Origin of the sequence: Alcanivorax sp. HI0007 (assembly GCF_001635525.1) — a bacterium.
GTDB lineage: Bacteria > Pseudomonadota > Gammaproteobacteria > Pseudomonadales > Alcanivoracaceae > Alcanivorax.
In genome coordinates this window covers 1-16,877 of record NZ_LWEJ01000255.1, presented here as the reverse complement: position 1 = coordinate 16,877, position 16,877 = coordinate 1, and the positions used below count along the sequence as shown (strand labels likewise).

The 16,877-nt window shown below is 55.4% G+C and carries 14 protein-coding genes; 8 read left to right on the top strand and 6 right to left on the bottom strand.

Going from position 1 to position 16,877, the window contains the following annotated elements:
* From A3714_RS17600 to A3714_RS14370, 4 genes are all read right to left on the bottom strand, one after another.
* Positions 1 to 217, bottom strand: a 217-nt coding sequence (locus A3714_RS17600) for an FAD-dependent oxidoreductase (RefSeq protein ID WP_156493869.1), incomplete at its 3' end; no start/stop codon positions are given.
* Entirely contained in the window at positions 214 to 1,173 is a 960-nt protein-coding gene (locus tag A3714_RS14380) for an alpha/beta hydrolase (protein WP_035233473.1), read from the bottom strand. The genes A3714_RS17600 and A3714_RS14380, both read right to left, overlap by 4 nt.
* Before the next feature lie 38 nt (positions 1,174 to 1,211).
* Complete coding sequence (locus A3714_RS14375; protein ID WP_008930238.1) at positions 1,212 to 2,039, bottom strand: SDR family oxidoreductase; 828 nt, start codon at positions 2,037 to 2,039, stop codon at positions 1,212 to 1,214.
* Positions 2,036 to 2,980, bottom strand: coding sequence for a metal-dependent hydrolase (locus A3714_RS14370; RefSeq protein WP_008930237.1), 945 nt, complete (start codon positions 2,978 to 2,980; stop codon positions 2,036 to 2,038). Before A3714_RS14370 ends, A3714_RS14375 begins: the two co-directional genes overlap by 4 nt.
* Before the next feature lie 181 nt (positions 2,981 to 3,161).
* Between A3714_RS14370 and A3714_RS14365 the strand changes: the two genes are divergently transcribed.
* Complete coding sequence (locus A3714_RS14365; RefSeq protein ID WP_063525805.1) at positions 3,162 to 3,767, top strand: TetR/AcrR family transcriptional regulator; 606 nt, start codon at positions 3,162 to 3,164, stop codon at positions 3,765 to 3,767.
* Between the two features lie 56 nt (positions 3,768 to 3,823).
* Here the strand turns inward: A3714_RS14365 and A3714_RS14360 are convergent, their stop codons facing one another.
* Complete coding sequence (locus A3714_RS14360; protein WP_035233471.1) at positions 3,824 to 4,870, bottom strand: AraC family transcriptional regulator; 1,047 nt, start codon at positions 4,868 to 4,870, stop codon at positions 3,824 to 3,826.
* Between the two features lie 122 nt (positions 4,871 to 4,992).
* Between A3714_RS14360 and A3714_RS14355 the strand changes: the two genes are divergently transcribed.
* The 4 genes from A3714_RS14355 to A3714_RS14340 are packed head-to-tail and all read left to right on the top strand — an operon-like array spanning position 4,993 to position 9,725.
* Complete coding sequence (locus A3714_RS14355; protein ID WP_008930234.1) at positions 4,993 to 5,313, top strand: 2Fe-2S iron-sulfur cluster-binding protein; 321 nt, start codon at positions 4,993 to 4,995, stop codon at positions 5,311 to 5,313.
* Between the two features lie 14 nt (positions 5,314 to 5,327).
* Positions 5,328 to 6,740, top strand: a complete 1,413-nt coding sequence (locus tag A3714_RS14350; protein WP_035248723.1) for a cytochrome P450 — start codon at positions 5,328 to 5,330, stop codon at positions 6,738 to 6,740.
* Positions 6,740 to 8,395, top strand: a complete 1,656-nt coding sequence (locus A3714_RS14345) for a GMC family oxidoreductase (RefSeq protein ID WP_035248722.1) — start codon at positions 6,740 to 6,742, stop codon at positions 8,393 to 8,395. The genes A3714_RS14350 and A3714_RS14345 overlap by 1 nt, the downstream gene beginning before the upstream one ends.
* Positions 8,396 to 8,453: 58 nt before the next feature.
* Positions 8,454 to 9,725 carry an NAD(P)/FAD-dependent oxidoreductase gene (locus A3714_RS14340; protein WP_231866109.1) on the top strand — a complete coding sequence of 424 codons (1,272 nt, stop codon included), beginning with the start codon at positions 8,454 to 8,456 and terminating at the stop codon, positions 9,723 to 9,725.
* A 681-nt stretch (positions 9,726 to 10,406) separates the two neighbouring features.
* Here A3714_RS14340 and A3714_RS14335 read toward each other — a convergent pair.
* Positions 10,407 to 11,030 carry a TetR/AcrR family transcriptional regulator gene (locus A3714_RS14335; RefSeq protein ID WP_052042950.1) on the bottom strand — a complete coding sequence of 208 codons (624 nt, stop codon included), beginning with the start codon at positions 11,028 to 11,030 and terminating at the stop codon, positions 10,407 to 10,409.
* Positions 11,031 to 11,234: 204 nt separating this feature from the next.
* Between A3714_RS14335 and A3714_RS14330 the strand changes: the two genes are divergently transcribed.
* From A3714_RS14330 to A3714_RS14320, 3 genes are read left to right on the top strand one after another with little or no spacing between them, the layout of a single operon-like run.
* Positions 11,235 to 12,410, top strand: coding sequence for an acyl-CoA dehydrogenase family protein (locus A3714_RS14330; RefSeq protein ID WP_063508267.1), 1,176 nt, complete (start codon positions 11,235 to 11,237; stop codon positions 12,408 to 12,410).
* A 56-nt stretch (positions 12,411 to 12,466) separates the two neighbouring features.
* Positions 12,467 to 15,454 (top strand): peroxisomal multifunctional enzyme type 2, encoded by a 2,988-nt coding sequence (locus A3714_RS14325; RefSeq protein ID WP_063508268.1) that lies wholly within the window; start codon positions 12,467 to 12,469, stop codon positions 15,452 to 15,454.
* Between the two features lie 23 nt (positions 15,455 to 15,477).
* The gene (locus A3714_RS14320; protein ID WP_063508269.1) at positions 15,478 to 16,659 is read left to right on the top strand and encodes a lipid-transfer protein; all 1,182 of its coding nucleotides are present in this window, start codon (positions 15,478 to 15,480) and stop codon (positions 16,657 to 16,659) included.
* The last annotated feature ends 218 nt before the right edge of the window (positions 16,660 to 16,877 follow it).

Sequence of the window (16,877 nt, the reverse complement as noted above, 5' to 3'; positions counted from 1 at the left end):
ACGAGGTAATGTCGACAGCGATTCCCGGATAACGGTTGTCGCGCCAGGTTCCTCCCACATCCTTGCTTCGCTCAAGGATCAAGATATCTTTGATGCCATCGGCACGCAGCTGGATTGCCGCACCAATTCCAGAAATTCCCGCGCCGATGATAATGACTTCATGATCAGGAGTAACGCTGGGACGAGGGTTATGGATTGCAACAGCAGCCATATTCATGATGCAACCTCAACTATGGCGCTATCGCTAGCATTGACCGTTTGGGATGGGGCTTTGCCGACGTTATTGCTGGTCAGATACTTTCCCAGAATTCGGACGATGGTAGGGAAGTCCTGCTTTGCCTCTGGTAGCAAAAAGGTGAATACGGGCCACACGTGCGGCATATCATCGCGCTCCAGAACCTGCACGGGCACCCCCGCATCTCGCGCGCATTGTGCTGCTGCATGGGTATCGTCGCGCAGACACTCTTCGCTACTGACAGTGAAAAGTAGAGGGGGCAAGCCGGTGAAATCCGCGGTGATTGGTGAGGCATACGGGTGAGCGGGGTCCGCGCCGGCCAGATAGATATCCGTTGCCACCTCAATCATGCCATGGGAAAGCATGGTATCGCTGTCGCTATTCGCCTGTCTGGACATCAGGGTGCCTCGCGCATCCGATGCCGGCGAAATGGCGAGGGCGCAAGCCGGCATTTTCAGCAGCTGATCACGGGCACGCAGCAATGTGACTAACGTCAGGTTGCCTCCCGCAGAGTCTCCCGCAATGACCACAGGGCGAGGGTCTGCGATCAGTTCACGATACACATTAAAGGCGTCATCCGTTGCTGCCGGGAAGGGGTGCTCAGGGGCTAGTCGGTAATCCGGAAGAAAGACCCGCGCATTCAGGGCGTGAGCCAAACGGCCACAAAAGTGGTGATAGGTATCAAGCCGCCCGCCGATGAAGGCGCCACCATGCAGGTAGAGTATGGTGATTTGTGGGTCTGCGGTGCCTAGCCAGTGGCCAGCTATTCCTGCAACCTTGCCTCGCTTGAGTCGCACTCCGCGTGGCAGCAGAGAGGGGGCCAAAGGCGCGTTCATCACCCTGCGAAGATGTCTTACCAGTTTGTCCGGGTCGCGTATATCACGCTTCATGCCGGCGCGAAAAAGTAGCTTCAAAATTGTTGTAGGAATGGAGGCCATATTGAATTCCTTGCGTGTTCCGTTTCCTCAAATGCGATTTAATCAGCCAGCATTCTGTAAGCTTCGCCAATCGCGCGGGCGTATAGTCGTGGCGTCAGGCGTTTCAACCGCCAGGCAAGCCGGCCGTCAATTTGTGGCAGCATGTAAAGCTCACCTCGATCAAGGGCACTGAGGGTCTGTCGGGCCACCTGGTCGGCGTTGGTGAGGGCATAGCGGGTCATCGCTGAACGGGCAAAGTCACGGCGACGTTCAGGCAGGCGCCCATTCTCGACGATATTGGTCGGGACCACGGTTGGGCACAGGGCCGTGATTTTTACGCCGGTTCCGGTCAGTTCAGAAGACAGCGTTTCGGACAGGGCCAGTACCCCTGCCTTGGTGACGTTGTAGGCGGCCATTTCCGGGGCGGACCCGAATGCGGCAGCAGAGGCCACATTGATGATGCCTCCATAGCCCAGATCGCGAAGCTGAGGGGCAAAATAATGGCAGCCGTGAATAACTCCCCATAGATTGACGTTCATGCACCAGTGCCAATCTTCAAGTGACACCTCGCCGATTGGGCCACCGAGGCCGACGCCGGCGTTGTTGATTACCAGGGTTACCGGCCTGCCGAGCAAAGGCTCGGCATTTTCCGCCAGGTATGCCATCTGTTTTTCATCGCCGACATCACACCCCAGGGCTACCGCGTGAGTACCGAGTGCTCGCAGGCTGATCGCCACCTGTTCGGCGCGCTCTTCATTGATATCGACACACAGTACCGAACCGCCTCGACGGGCAACTTCGTAAGCAAAGCTACGACCGATGCCGCTACCCGCCCCGGTGATGACAGCTGCCGCCTGAGTTGACGGGTGCAAGGGTTTCTTTTTCATGCCTGCCCCCATGCGGGTTCAGGTTGTGGCGTTTCGAATGTACCGTGTACATTGTTGGCTCGGTGGTCTCTGAGCGCTTGATAGGCCTTATGAGGGTCGCCAGTTCTTTCGTAGGCGCGTTTCCAGATCCGGATTACATCACGGTTATCGTCATCCCACGGGTGGAAAGTGGGGGAGAAATAGGGGGGCACGCCAGCGAGTACCTTGGAAAGAATGCCGGGACGCCAGAACAGGACTTTGGTCATTTTGGCGGCGGACCACAAATTCAGAATTTGACGATCCTTGTAGAGCAGATAGGTCTGGTTGCCGATCATAATGGGGAAGCCCAGGGCAATGGCCAGTAGCATGCCACTGATACGTAGTCGGTAACTGCGGTAGCCACCACCACTGGCATCGACGAAGACGTCATAACTGACGCTCTTGTGCTCGGTTTCTTCGACAAAGTGCCAGTAGAGCATGGCACGCAAATCCGGGTGGGTTTCGTCAAACAGCTCCGGGTGCTCAAGCAGTACCGAGGAAATAATGGCCGTGAAATGTTCAAACGCCGCTGCGATGGAGCTCTGCATATCGTCACTGAGGCGGTGTTGGAGTTGCTTACGGATCAGCTTGAACACGCCTTCAACCTTGTCGATGGGAACCCCGTGTTGCACGCCGATGGCGTTCATTTCATCGTGCTCACGAGCATGAATGCGCTCCTGACGAATGAATTCTTTAGCTGCGTTCAGCACTTCTGGATCGTCAAGCTTGCCAAGCTGCCGTCTTGCAGAATTCATCACCCAGCGTTCACCGTCGGGGACGGCGGCGAGAATGGCATTCATCCAGTGAGTGGACCACGGGTCGTTGCGAAACCAGTGGCGAGCCACGTTTTCGATGTTCATGGGAAAGTGAATGTCACGGGTTACAACCTCGTCGTAACCAATCTTGCGGTTTGCCAGAGCCATTGGATCGCTCCCAAGTAAAGTGCATTCATTGGACTTTATTTGTATAACCAACCAAATTCAAGATTATAAGGTAGACAGCGTGTTTTTATCTGTATAGATCGAATAGTGCCATCGGCCAGGAAGGCTGGGCCGACTTTAAAAGGAATGCTAGAATCAAAGGCTTATAGTATGGGAGTGGCTTGTGGGAAGAAAGAAAAATCAGGTAACACCGGTAGCGCAAGCGGATCGAGAGTTTGTGCTCGGTGCTGCGGCACGTCTATTTCGTCAAAAGGGGTTCGATAAAACCACCGTTAAAGAAATTGCCGAAGCTTGTGACATGTTGCCTGGCAGCCTGCATTACCGTTATCCCTCCAAGGAAAGCATCCTGGTAGACCTGATGCGTCTTGCGCTTGAGCAAGCCTCCACAGCTTTGTCTGAGGCTATTCGGGGGGAGAGTGAACCACTAGAGCAGTTGCGTCAGGGCATTAATGCTCACCTTGAGTTACTGGTCGGCGGTTCGGATATGGTCTATGTGCTCCTTTTTGAATGGCGCTCCTTGCAGGGCCAGTCACGCAAGGAAATGATTGATCTACGAGACAGATACGAACTTCTTTGGTCTGCTATGATCCAATCCTTGTCCTCTCAAAACCTGATTCGTGCGGATGTAGATCGTGATCTTTTGCGCCTTATCGGCTTGGGAGCGTTAAATTGGGTCGCAACATGGTTTAACGAGGGCGGGCGGTATACCGTAAAAGATATCGGTGACTTTGTGTGGGTGGTAATTAAAGACGGTGTGCTCAAGCGCTAGACGATCTATTGAATGAGAAGTCATGACCAGCGCTGATTGCTGACTGTCAGCACGGCTTATGTGCCCGTCCTTTGTCTGTACTGATCAGGAGTCTGACCAAACCAGCGTTTAAACGCCCGTCTGAAGCTGGCAGTGTCATGATAATTCAACAGTGTAGCGGTTGCTTCGACCGAGAGCTGACTCTCGCATAAATAGCTTGCTGCTTGCCTGGATAGCACTTCATCGCGAATCTTTCTGAAGCTGCTGTTTTCTTTCTTGAGCTTCCGTGCAAGGGTGCGTTTGCTCATGAAGAGGGAGGCGGCGGCTTCATCTTCACTCAGTGTCCCGGGTGGTCGGGAAAGCATCATTTTCTGTAGCCGAGTCCGATAGTCCGGTTCAGGGTTCTGAAGGCGCGCAAGCATGGATTCGCACTGCTGAAAGGCCAGATGATAGCTTTCATGATTGGCTGATGCGTTCGGCTTTCGACATAACTCCATTGCTAATTTTAGTTTGAAGTGATTGCAGTCGAAGTAAACTTTGCCTGGTAAATACTCCCGGTACATGTCCTGGTAGACGGGGGCTGGATGGGGGAAATGAACCTCTGATTCATACAATGGGCGACCTACGATGAACTCGCCAATTTCAAAAAAAGCCTTGATCACAGTATCTGCCAAGCAGCGCTCCACGTCGTTGTCCATCGCTACCTGAAAGCTCACAACACATTCCAGATAATCCTCAGTGTTTTGCAGGTTCACCTGAATAAAGCTTGCTCGCGTAGGCAGGAAAGTGTGAACGGCTTGCAGCGCGGTATAAAGGTCGGGGCTGCTGTTAGCAACAAAGCCCATCACCCCATGGGTTGCCGGGGTGAGGCGCCTGCCCAACCGCAAGCCGAACTCTGGTTTACCGGATAGATCCAAAGCATTACGCAAGATCTGCATCTGTTGGGTTGCGGTGAGTCGACTCTCATCTTTGAGTAATTGCGTAACATCCACATCTGTTTTGCGCAGGAGTCGGGGCAGCTCTCGTGCACTCAGACCAAGTTCACGGGCGATAAGGCGTGAGTAGTTCGATGGGATATCAGCATCCACGCTTTGCAAGCTATCACTCTGCGTAGTTATTGCCATTAGCCTCTCCTCGGAAAGTCATTACTGTCTTTAAATGTCCCCGTCCTGTCAAGAAATGTCCTCGCTGGCATGCCGCTATATAGCCAATCTTCAGGTTAGACATAAATACTAGGAGACGCGCTGTGGGAAAAATTATCTTTATTGAACATGACGATACCGAGCATGTGACGGAATTCAGGGCGGGTTCTACGCTTATGCAAGTTGCGGTTGATAACGCCGTGCCAGGTATCGATGGTGATTGTGGCGGCGAGTGCGCCTGTGGTACCTGCCACATGATTGTTGCCGATGAGTGGTTCGGCAATACCGGAACGGTTGGTGACGCGGAAGAACAGATGCTGTCCATGACCCCGGAGCGGGCGAGAACCTCGCGTCTGGGCTGCCAGGTAGAAATTACTGAGGCGATGGACGGTATGACCGTGCATTTGCCTGAATTCCAGATGTAAGCAGGGAGAAAGCTATGTCAACAAAAACAAGCTCAAGCAACAGTTTGCAGACCAAGGTTTTCAACGTTTCGTCGAAAGTGGTGCCAATGCATTTTCAGATTAAAACCATGAAAATGTTGATGAAGGCAAAGAGAAAGGCCGTGGGTTCTCGCTCCACACAAATGGAGTTTGTCGAAACTCCCCTGCCTGATGTTAGCACCTTGGCACTGGAAGATATCGACACCAGCAACCCTTTTCTGTATCGACAAGATCAGTGGCGCGCCTATTTTAAGCGGTTACGAGATGAAGCTCCGGTACATTACCAGAAGAACAGTCCATTCGGGCCTTTCTGGTCAATAACGCGCTATGAAGATATTTTGTTCGTCGACAAGAGCCATGAACTGTTTTCCTCTGAGCCGCAAATTATTCTGGGTGATCCACCGGACGGACTATCGGTGGAAATGTTTATCGCCATGGATCCGCCCAAACATGATGTACAGCGCCGAGCGGTGCAGGGCGTCGTTGCTCCGAAAAACCTTAAAGAAATGGAAGGGCTGATTCGTTCTCGTGCGGCGGAAGTGCTAGACAGCTTGCCTCTGGATAAACCTTTCGATTGGGTGCCGGCGGTGTCCAAAGAACTGACTGGCCGTATGCTCGCTACGTTGCTGGATTTCCCTTATGAGGATCGTCACAAACTCGTTGAATGGTCTGATCGTTTGTCTGGCGCGGCATCCGCCACGGGTGGAGAATTTACCGACGAAGATGTCATGTTTGATGACGCGGCAGATATGGCGAGGGCGTTCTCCAGGCTGTGGCGAGACAAGGAGGCGCGACGTGCTTCCGGCGAAGAACCCGGTTTCGATTTGATCAGTATGCTGCAGAGCAACGAAGATACAAAAGACCTGATCAATCGGCCGATGGAGTTTATCGGGAATCTGGCGCTGCTTATTGTTGGTGGAAATGATACCACTCGCAACTCGATGAGTGGTGGCGTGCTGGCTTTGAATCAGTTTCCCGAGGAATTTAGAAAACTGAAGGCAAAACCGGAGTTGATTCCGAATATGGTTTCGGAAATCATCCGTTGGCAAACCCCGTTGGCGAATATGCGCAGGGTTGCTACCCAGGATGTTGAGCTTCGTGGTCAGACCATCAAGAAAGGGGACCGGGTGTTAATGTGGTATGCCTCGGGAAACCGGGACGAACGCAAGTTCGAAAACCCTGATCAACTTATTATTGATCGCAAGGACGCGCGAAACCATATCTCTTTTGGTTACGGCATTCACCGTTGCATGGGTAACCGCTTGGCCGAGCTGCAACTTCGCATTCTGTGGGAAGAGTTACTGAAACGCTTCGAGAATATTGAAGTTGTTGGCGAGCCCGAGCGTGTGCAGTCTAACTTCGTGCGGGGCTATTCCAAATTGATGGTCAAGCTGACGGCAAAAAGTTAATGAAATGTCTGAGCGGGGTGTCGCCTGAAGCATTCGATTATGTGGTGGTCGGCGCGGGCTCTGCTGGGTGTGCGGTTGCAAGCCGTTTGTCCGAGAGCGGCCGCTATTCGGTGCTGCTGCTTGAAGCCGGACCTGAGAGCCGCGGTAACCCTTTTGTGAACATGCCGTTGGGTTTCCTGCAGCTGATGTTCAGCCGCCGATTCAATTGGCAGTTCAATACCGAACCGCAGCCCCATATGCATGACCGTGTCTTGTTCCAGCCGCGGGGCAGAATGCTTGGTGGTTCTAGTGGCATGAACGCGCAGGTCTACATCCGCGGGCATGCCTGGGACTACGACGAATGGGCGCGGCAGGGCTGTGATGGGTGGTCATACACTGATGTTCTACCTTACTTTCGTAGATCCGAACATTTCGAGCCGAAGCTGAACCCGGCCGAGGTTGAATTTCATGGCCTCGGAGGTCCGCTCAATGTTGCCGAGCGCCGTTACACCAACCCGTTAAGTGCGACCTTCGTTGAGGCAGCGAGGCAGGCAGGGTACCGGCTCAATAGGGACTTCAACGGTAGTGAGCAGGAGGGAGTGGGGTTCTACTACGCTTATCAGAAAGACGGCATGCGGTGCAGTAATGCGCGCGCCTATCTCGAACCCGCCGAGGAGCGTTCCAACCTGACGGTTCGCAGCGGCGCGCATGTTACCCGTGTGCTGCTTGATGGCACCCGTGCCACCGGTGTCGAGTACCGAAGCGCTAAGGGGCTGGTGCAGGTCAGTGCCGGGCGCGAAGTTGTGCTCTGCGGCGGAACGTTCAACTCGCCGCAATTGCTAATGTTATCCGGCATCGGTCCGCGTGAGGAGCTGTACCGGCATGGCATTGAATTGCGTCATGTCCTGGAGGGCGTTGGACAGAATCTACAGGACCATATCGACGTGTTCGTGCGCGCCAGAACGCGCAGCCGCCAGAGTATCTCGATGCATCCTAGCTACTGGCTAAAGGGCCTGGGGGCACTGCTGCAATACCTGATCGGTCGGCGCGGTGTGCTGTCCAGCAACGGCGCCGAGGCAGGCGGGTTCATCCGCTCCCGGCCGGAGGAGGCGATACCCGACCTGCAACTACACTTTGGCCCTATGCTGTACGCCGATCACGGGAGGGACATGAAGGTCGCAATGAGTGGTTATGGCTACATAGTGATGATCTACGGACTTAGGCCATTGTCGCGTGGGCGGATTGGTTTGCACAGTGCTGATCCGTTCACTGCCCCGTTGATAGATCCCAACTACATGGCCGAATCCGCCGACGTCGAGCAGCTCGTTCGCGGGGTACGTCTGGTGCGTAAGATCTTGGCGCAGCCTGCATTCTGCTTGCACCACGAAGTCGAGATGTCGCCAGGGTCGGAGCTGCAGAATGATGAGGACCTGGCCGCATGGGTGCGGCGTAGCGGCGAGTCCGCCTACCATCCAGTCGGAACCTGTAAGATGGGTGTGGATCCGATGGCGGTGGTCGATTCGCGTCTGCGAGTGCACGGCCTGCGATCCTTGAGGGTAGTTGATGCCTCTATCATGCCGACACTGGTCGGCGGTAACACCAACCAGCCGGCAACCATGATCGGCGAGAAGGGAGCCGCGATGATACTTGAGGATGCTGAGATGCTCAGCAGTTAGGCATCCTGTGCGTGCGCGATCGATATCGCGGCCTCTTGCTCACCTGCGGTGTTGGGATATGAAAATACGCTTCCAAGGCGCACAAAAGAGACAACCTATGGTTAACAAAAAGAAAGATACGACAGTCATCGTTGGTGGTGGACATGCAGCCGGTACGCTCTTGACAGCCTTGCTGCAAAAGAAATATCAGCATGAGGTAGTACTGGTGAGCGATGAGCCTCATCCTCCCTACCAGCGTCCACCTTTGTCCAAAAGTTATCTTGCAGGAGAGGTTGATCAGTCGTCTCTGTACCTGAAGCCGCGTTCGGTGTATGAGAATGCGGGGCAGCAGTTGCGGCTCGGTGTGCGCGTCGAAGGGATCGACCGATACGCGAAAAGCATCAAGTTGTCGGATCAAAGCACATTGAAATACGATCGATTGGTTCTGGCGACGGGGTCACATGTTCGTCGCCTTAAAGCGCCCGGATCAGATTTGAAAGGAATACACTATCTGCATGATATCGCTGACACCGATGCTCTGCGCAATCAATTAGTGCCGGGTAAACGCCTGGTCATCGTGGGCGGCGGTTATATTGGCCTTGAAGTGGCTGCCAGCGCTATCAAGAAAGGTGTTAATGTCACGGTCCTGGAAGCCGCCGAACGCTTGATGCAGCGTGTTACGGGGCCAGAAATGTCCACGTTTTTCTACGCCAAGCACACTGCTGCTGGCGTTGATGTGCGTCTTGGCACGGCGGTAACTGGCTTCGAAGCGGGTGATAAGGGGCGTGTGGCAGGCGTGACCTTGGCCGATGGTGGCAATGTTCCGGCTGATATCGTGCTCGTATCAATAGGTGTCATACCGGAAACTACATTGGCCGAGAACGCTGGCCTACTCTGCGATGACGGTATTGTCGTGGATGAATTTACCCGCACTGATGATCGCGACATCTTGGCAATCGGCGACTGTACCCGCCACCGGAATCTTTTTTTCGAAAAGATGCAACGGCTTGAGTCTGTTGCCAACGCGGTTGATCAAGCGCGTACGGCGGCGGCGACCTTGATGGGCGAGGAGATGCCCTACGATAGCGCACCATGGTTCTGGTCGAACCAATATGACGTCCGCTTACAGATGGTTGGGCTGTCGCAAAATCATGATCAGCGGGTGCTGCGCGGCACCACCAATGATAAGGGATTTGCGGTGTTCTATCTGCTCGAGGGCTCTGTCATTGCTGTTGACGCGGTCAATCTGCCCATTGCTTTCATGGTGGGCAAGCAGTTGGTCCAGCAACGCAAGAGCGTTAGCGCTGACGCATTGAGTAATACGGATATCGAGCTGAAGTCTTTAATCTGAAGCATGCGAAGTGCGATCAGTAACCGGTCATCCTTTCGTGGTATCCCAATAGAGATTCCGGTTTAAAGGAGGGATCCACTGGCATGGCCTCCTTGAGAGCATCGGCTGGGTAAATTGTAGTGAGATAGTTAATTTGACACTACATCTGAATGTACGATCACTCATTGGGGCCTAAGGTGGATGCCTGTGTGGAAAGGAAAATATTATAGAGTGTTGGAGTCTCTTCAGTGGGACGATCCTGGCTGTGCTGGCGATTTTCCATCGTTCGATGACTTGTCGTGAGGGCTGCGATACACTGCTACTCGCTAGGGGTTCGGGCCCCATCTTCAGGTTATTTTTGATGGGCTAACCGTGTTGGGCAACACCTTTTTCGACTTTGTACTTTTATTTAAATCAGCTGGTTAGGCTGTATTTCAGTCCGGCTTCTGTAACCGTACTGAAAGTGTAGTAATTGGTGTAGCCAGCCTCTTCCCTGTCTTGGAAATTCCACTGACTTTGCCCATAAACACCTGTGCATCAGTCGTAGCGATACTCGGGTACCTTTGTATTATTGGCGTATGCTCAACTGAGGATACCCCTGTCTGCCATTATCGCTGCTAGCCAGGGGCGAAATGCTGTGACATATCGAGTATTGGATAAGCGATACGTTGACATAAACATGGCGTGCTGAGATAGCTACCGTCAAACATCAGTCAGCGGTAGATCCCACCTGGGTGGATAAGGGGGCGGTGTCGTTACGCCCGCCCTAGCTCGCAAGTGAAGGGCAAGCGTGTCACACCAAAGCTTCAGATAACGGTCAAACAGCGCCTTGTCCGCAACGATGTGCAGGTCCTGTGCCATGCCGCGCAATAGCCATTGCGTCAACATCATCATCGAGCGCACATCGGTATCTTCCTTGGTGGCCTCCAGGTAGTGATCGGCTGCGTTACCCACGATGAAATAACTGGATGTCCAGACGCGCTGCAAAATGGCGGCGAGTTCCTGATCGTGCTGGCTGGCGGTCAGTAGCTGCATCAACGGGATGTATTCCGGTTGATCAAAGACATTTTTCCAGGCGCCAAAGATCAGCTCTTCCAGTCGGTCCTCAGAGCCGTGCAGCTTGGCAATGGCTTTGCCCAGTTGAATATATTGCTGGCGAATCAGTTGCTCGGCAGCAGCGGCAATCATGGCGGCTTTGCTGTGGAAATGGTGTAGCGGTGCTCCCCGGGAAACGCCAGCGACCTCGATGATGCGACTCACTGTCGTGCCTGCAAATCCGTCCTTCTCAAGACACGTGAGTACCGCCTGGATGATGCGTTCTCGCATGGCATCGCTACGTTGTTCCTGGGTTCGTCGCTGTGCCTTCATGACGTTATCTGCCTGTTGTCGGGTTTGCTTTCTCTGGCGTAGGATGCTGATTCTAAACGATATATAGCTTATGCGCGCGAACGATTAAAAACAAGTTGAACGTACGTATTGTAAGTTATAGAGTTCTTGTCATGTTTATGAATCAACAGTGGAAAACCTGTAATGAGTGACGTGCATGTACCGGCGGCTGTGTCGCCAATGATTCCCCGTACCCTGTTCAATGAAGACCATGAAGCGTTTCGCGCCACCGCTCGACGTTTCTTCGAGACGGAAATTGCCCCTTATCACGAGAAGTGGGAAGAGCAGCAGCATCTCGATCGCGAGCTGTGGAACAAGGCGGGTGAGCTTGGGCTGCTGTGTGCCACCATGCCCGAGGAATACGGTGGCTGCGGCGTTGACCGCCTCTACTCGATGATTCTTATGGAAGAGCAGGCCCGGGTGGGTGATTCGGCCAGCGGCTTTGCGCTGCATTCGGACATTGTTGCCAACTACATCAACAACTTTGGCTCCCATGAACAGAAAAGCCAGTGGTTGCCCAAAATGGCCACCGGTGAAGCGGTCACTGCCGTGGCCATGACCGAGCCGGGTACCGGTTCCGATCTGCAGCGCATCAAGACCACTGCCACCCTTGAGGGTGATCACTATGTGGTGAATGGCTCGAAAATCTTTATCACCAACGGTTACCTCTGTGACATGGCGGTGGTGGCGGTGCGAACCGGGCCGGCGGATCTGGGAGCACAAAGTGTATCCCTGATGATTATCGAGGCGGATCGCGAGGGCTTCTCCAAGGGCAAGCCGCTGAAGAAAGTGGGCATGCGCGGGCAGGACACCTGCGAGTTGTTCTTCGACAACGTCAAGGTGCCTAAGGAAAACCTGCTGGGCGCCGAGGGTATGGGCTTTATTGCCTTGATGAAGGAGTTGGCCTGGGAGCGGATGATGATCGCCATCATCTGTGCGTCGGCTGCCGAGCATGCGCTGGCAACCACCGTGGAATATGTGAAACAGAGGCAGGCGTTTGGCAAGCCGGTGGCGGCGTTCCAGAACACCCGTTTTGAACTGGCCGAGATGCGTTCTGAAATCCAGATTGCGCGGGTCTATGTGGATCGCTGTATGGAGTTGGTGGTGCGCAATGCCTTGTCCCCCGAGGCAGCCTGTGCGGCCAAGTACTGGGTGTCCGATTTGCTCAGTAATGTGGTTGATCGCTGTGTGCAGCTACACGGTGGCTACGGCTACATGCTCGAGTACCCCATCGCCCGCGCCTATATCGACACCCGTGCCAACCGCATCTACGGCGGCACCAACGAAATCATGAAAGAACTCATTTCCCGCTCTATCTAAAGATTTTCCCGGGCTCGCGCGGCAAGTGGGCCCGGGAATGAAAAGAGGAAAGCATCATGGCAGAACGTCGTTTTGATGATCGTGTGGCCATCGTCACCGGTGCCGGGGGCGGGTTGGGCCGCCAGCATGCACTGACCCTGGCCGAGCGCGGCTGCAAGGTGGTGGTTAACGATCTGGGTGGTAGTGCCCACGGTGATGGCAAGTCATCGTCCGCCGCAGACAAGGTGGTGGAAGAGATCCGGGCCATGGGGGGAAAAGCGGTTGCCAACTATGACTCCGTGGAAAACGGCGAGTCGATAGTGCAGACCGCCCTGGATAACTTCGGCACCGTGGACATCGTGGTCAACAATGCTGGCATCTTGCGTGATGTGAGCTTCGCCAAGATGTCGAAGCAGGACTGGGACCTGGTGCTAAAAGTCCACCTGGAAGGCTCCATGAGCGTGACCCATGCGGCCTGGCCGATCATGCGCGAGAAGGGCTATGGCCGCATCATCATGACCACCTCGGCAGCGGGCCTGTATGGCAACTTCGGTCAGGCCAACTACTGTGCCGCCAAGCTGGGACTGGCCGGGCTGGCCAACTGTCTGGCCGAGGAAGGGCGCAGCAAGAACATTCATGTGAATACCATCGCGCCGATTGCCGCCTCGCGGCTGACGGAAACCATCATGCCGCCGAATCTGCTGGAAAACCTGAAGCCGGAAGCGGTCAGCCCACTGGTGGCCTGGTTGTGTCATGAAGACTGTGAAGAGACCAAGGGCATCTTCGAAGTGGGCGCCGGTTACATCAGCAAGCTGCGCTGGGAGCGCACCCAGGGCAACAACTTCCCGCTCGGCAAGGCATTCAGCGTCGATGATGTGGCCCGTCGCTGGGACAAGATCACCGATTTTACCGACGCGGATCATCCGTCCAACGTCAACGAATCCTTCTCGCCGATCCTCGACAACATCAATAATCCGTCTCTGGGCGGCAACGAGTTCATCGATCTGGATGTGGCCAGCAAGGAAAGCGTCGAGCTGGAATCGGCCTATGATGAAAATGATTTGTCGCTGTACGCGCTGAGTGTTGGCGCCGCCCGTGACCCGCTCGATAAAGATGAACTGAAATTCGTCTACGAGCTGGGCGGCAATTTCCAGGCGTTGCCCACCTATGGCGTCATGCCGCAGATCGGCGCGATGCTGAAAGCGGCGAAGGAAGGTGCGCTGACCTTGCCGGGGATGAACTTTGGTTTTGACCGCTTACTGCATGGTGAGCAGTACACCGAGATCAAGCGGCCACTGCCGCCGCATGCCAAGCTGAAACACACCTTCAAATTCAAGAAGGCGCTGGACAAGGACCCGAACGCAGTCGTCACCTTCGCCATTACTTCCACCGACGAGAACGGTAACGAGGTGGCCTACAACGAGATGACCTCGTTCGTGAAAGGTGCCGGTGGCTGGGGCGGTGAGCGTGGCGATTCCGGCGAGATCAATGTGCCGCCCGCCCGCGAACCGGATGCGGTGATCGAGGAAAAAACCGACGCCAACCAGACATTGCTGTACCGCCTGTGCGGTGACTGGAACCCGCTGCATGCGGACCCGGCGTTTGCCAAGGCCTTTGGCTATGACAAACCGATCCTGCACGGGCTTTGTACCTTTGGTTACGCGGGCCGCCATGTGATCAAGGCGTTCAGCAATAACGATGGCCGTTACTTCAAGAGCATCAAGGTGCGCTTTGCCAAGACGGTGTTCCCGGGTGAAACCCTGGAAACACGCATGTGGAAGGAATCCGATAACCGCATCATCTTCGAAACCTGGGTGAAAGAGCGTAACGAGGTGGTGCTGAAGAATGCCGCCATCGAGCTGTTCTCCGAGATTCCGGCAGAGGCGCCGGTGCCGGAGCAGGCTTCCGCCGAGGAAGATTCTGCGCCGCAGGTGGAGCAGGCGGTGACGCCTGACGATGTGTTCGCCGCGGTGGCGACCTACATCGAGCAGAAGCCGGAACTGGTCGACCAGACCGGCACCAGTTTCCTGTTCGAGTTCAGCAATCCGGATCAGCAGTTCTTTATTGACCTGAAAAATGCACCGGGCGCGGCAGGGCCGGGCACGATTGACAAACCGGACGTGACCCTGGCACTGGACAGCGAGCACCTTTCCACCGTGTTTGGTGGCGATCTCGCTGCCGTGCAGAAACTGTTCTTCGGTGGTGAGCTGAAAATCTCCGGCAACGTGATGGCCTCCAACAAGTTGACCGTGTTGCAGGACATGGACCCGAAACTGGCCGAACAGGAACGCGACAAGCGTGTGGCTGACGGTGGTGGTTCACAAGCTGCCGCCGCACCGGTCGAATCGCAGGAGCCGACCATGGTGGATGTGTTCAGTGCCATCGGCCACTTCATCGCCGACAACCCGGACCTGATCGAGAAGACCGGCACCAGCTTCCAGTTTGCGTTCAGCAACCCGGATCAGGATTTCTATATCGATCTGAAGAATGCACCGGGCACCGCCGGGCCGGGGCAACTGGACAAGGCGGATGTGACGCTGGAACTGGATACCAAACATGCGCCGACCCTGTTTGGCGGTGACCTGGCCGCCGTGCAGAAACTGTTCTTCGGTGGCGAGCTGAAGATCGACGGCAATGTGATGGCCTCCAACAAGCTCACCGTGTTGCAGGGCATGGACCCGAAGCTGGTGGATCAGGCGCGGGACAAGCGACTGGCCTCCGGCCAGCCGGACACCGCCGCCGCGCCACCGAAAAAGCAGAAAGAACCGCAGGCGGAAAAAGTGCTGCCGCAGCTGGCGGAAAAATTGTCCGCCATCGGCGGGCAGGGTGGTGTATTGCAGATCAAGGTACAACGCCCTGACAGTGCCTGGTTTATCGACCTGTCCGATTCGTCGCCTGCTGTCTCCAGCGGCGAAAAAGACGCTGCGGCGGTGATGACACTGGACGACGGCAAGCTGGCCGATCTGATTACCGGCAAGGTGGCCTTGCGCGCCCTGTATCAGCAAGGCGACATGCGCGTGGACGGTGATCTGTCGCTGGTACGCAAACTCGAACAAATCCTGTAACACCCGAATTCGGAGAAACGACAATGAAACGTAGAGTGAATGTAATCGGTGTCGGGATGACCAAGTTTGCCAAGCCCGGTGCCAGCGATGATTACCATGTGATGGCAAAGGCTGCAGGCCTCGCCGCCATGAAGGATGCCGGCATCCAGTACAGCGATGTGGAGCAGGCGTTCTGCGGTTATGTCTACGGCGATTCCACTTGTGGTCAGCGCGCCGTGTATGAGCTGGGATTGACCGGTATTCCTGTGGTCAATGTGAACAACAACTGCTCCACCGGGTCGTCGGCCCTGTTCCTGGCCCGCCAGGCCATCGAGGGCGGCTTGGCCGAATGTGTGATTGCGCTCGGTTTCGAGAAAATGGAACGCGGGGCGCTGGGCTCCAAGTTCAATGATCGCGAAAACCCCATGAGTCAGCATGCGCAGGTGATGATGGATGCGCAGGGTTTCAACCAGGCGCCGCCGGCGGCACAGATGTTCGGTGGCGCGGGCCGCGAGTACCGGTGGCAGCACGGCACCAAACGGGAAACCTTCGGCAAGATCGCCGAGAAGGCGCGCCGCCATGCCGGCAACAACCCCTACGCGCTGTTCAACCAGGTGCTGTCGCTGGAAGAAATCATGGCGTCCGACGAGGTGTTTGATCCGCTCACCCGCTTCCAGTGCTGTCCTCCCACCTGTGGTGCCGGTGCGGCGATCCTGTGCTCGGACGAGTTCGCGAAAAAGCATGGCATTGAGAATCCGGTGTATATCGCCGCCCAGGCCATGACCACGGATTTCGCCAGCAGCTTTGACGAAAAATCCATGATCAAGATGGTCGGCTACGACATGACACGCGCGGCTGCAGAGAGTGTGTACGAGCAGGCCGGCATTGGTCCGCAAGACATCAATGTGGTCGAGTTGCATGACTGTTTTACCGCCAATGAGCTGCTCACTTATGAAGGCCTGGGTCTGTGCCCGGAAGGCGGTGCGGAGCAATTCATCTGGGATGGTGACAACACCTATGGCGGCAAGTATGTGACCAATCCATCCGGTGGCCTGCTGTCCAAGGGCCATCCGTTGGGCGCCACCGGGCTGGCGCAATGTACTGAGCTGGTGTGGCAGTTGCGCGGTCAGGCGGACAAGCGTCAGGTAGACGGTGCACGGGTGGCCTTGCAGCATAACCTCGGTCTGGGTGGTGCCTGTGTGGTAACCATGTATCGCAATGACTGAGTACCGTAAAGACTGAACTGTCACATACAGGGTGCCGGCCTGCCGGTTCGCAGGCCGGCTTCCCTGTTAAGGAGGTCCGGGATGAATGCGGTAACGACAAAAAGTAAAAGCAAGGTAGTAAAGGCCAGCTTCTCACCGCGCCGGTCTTGGCTACGCCCACGGCATTGCCCACAACTTCGGCGCCCACTATCACACGCCCCATGGCCTGGCGAATGCCA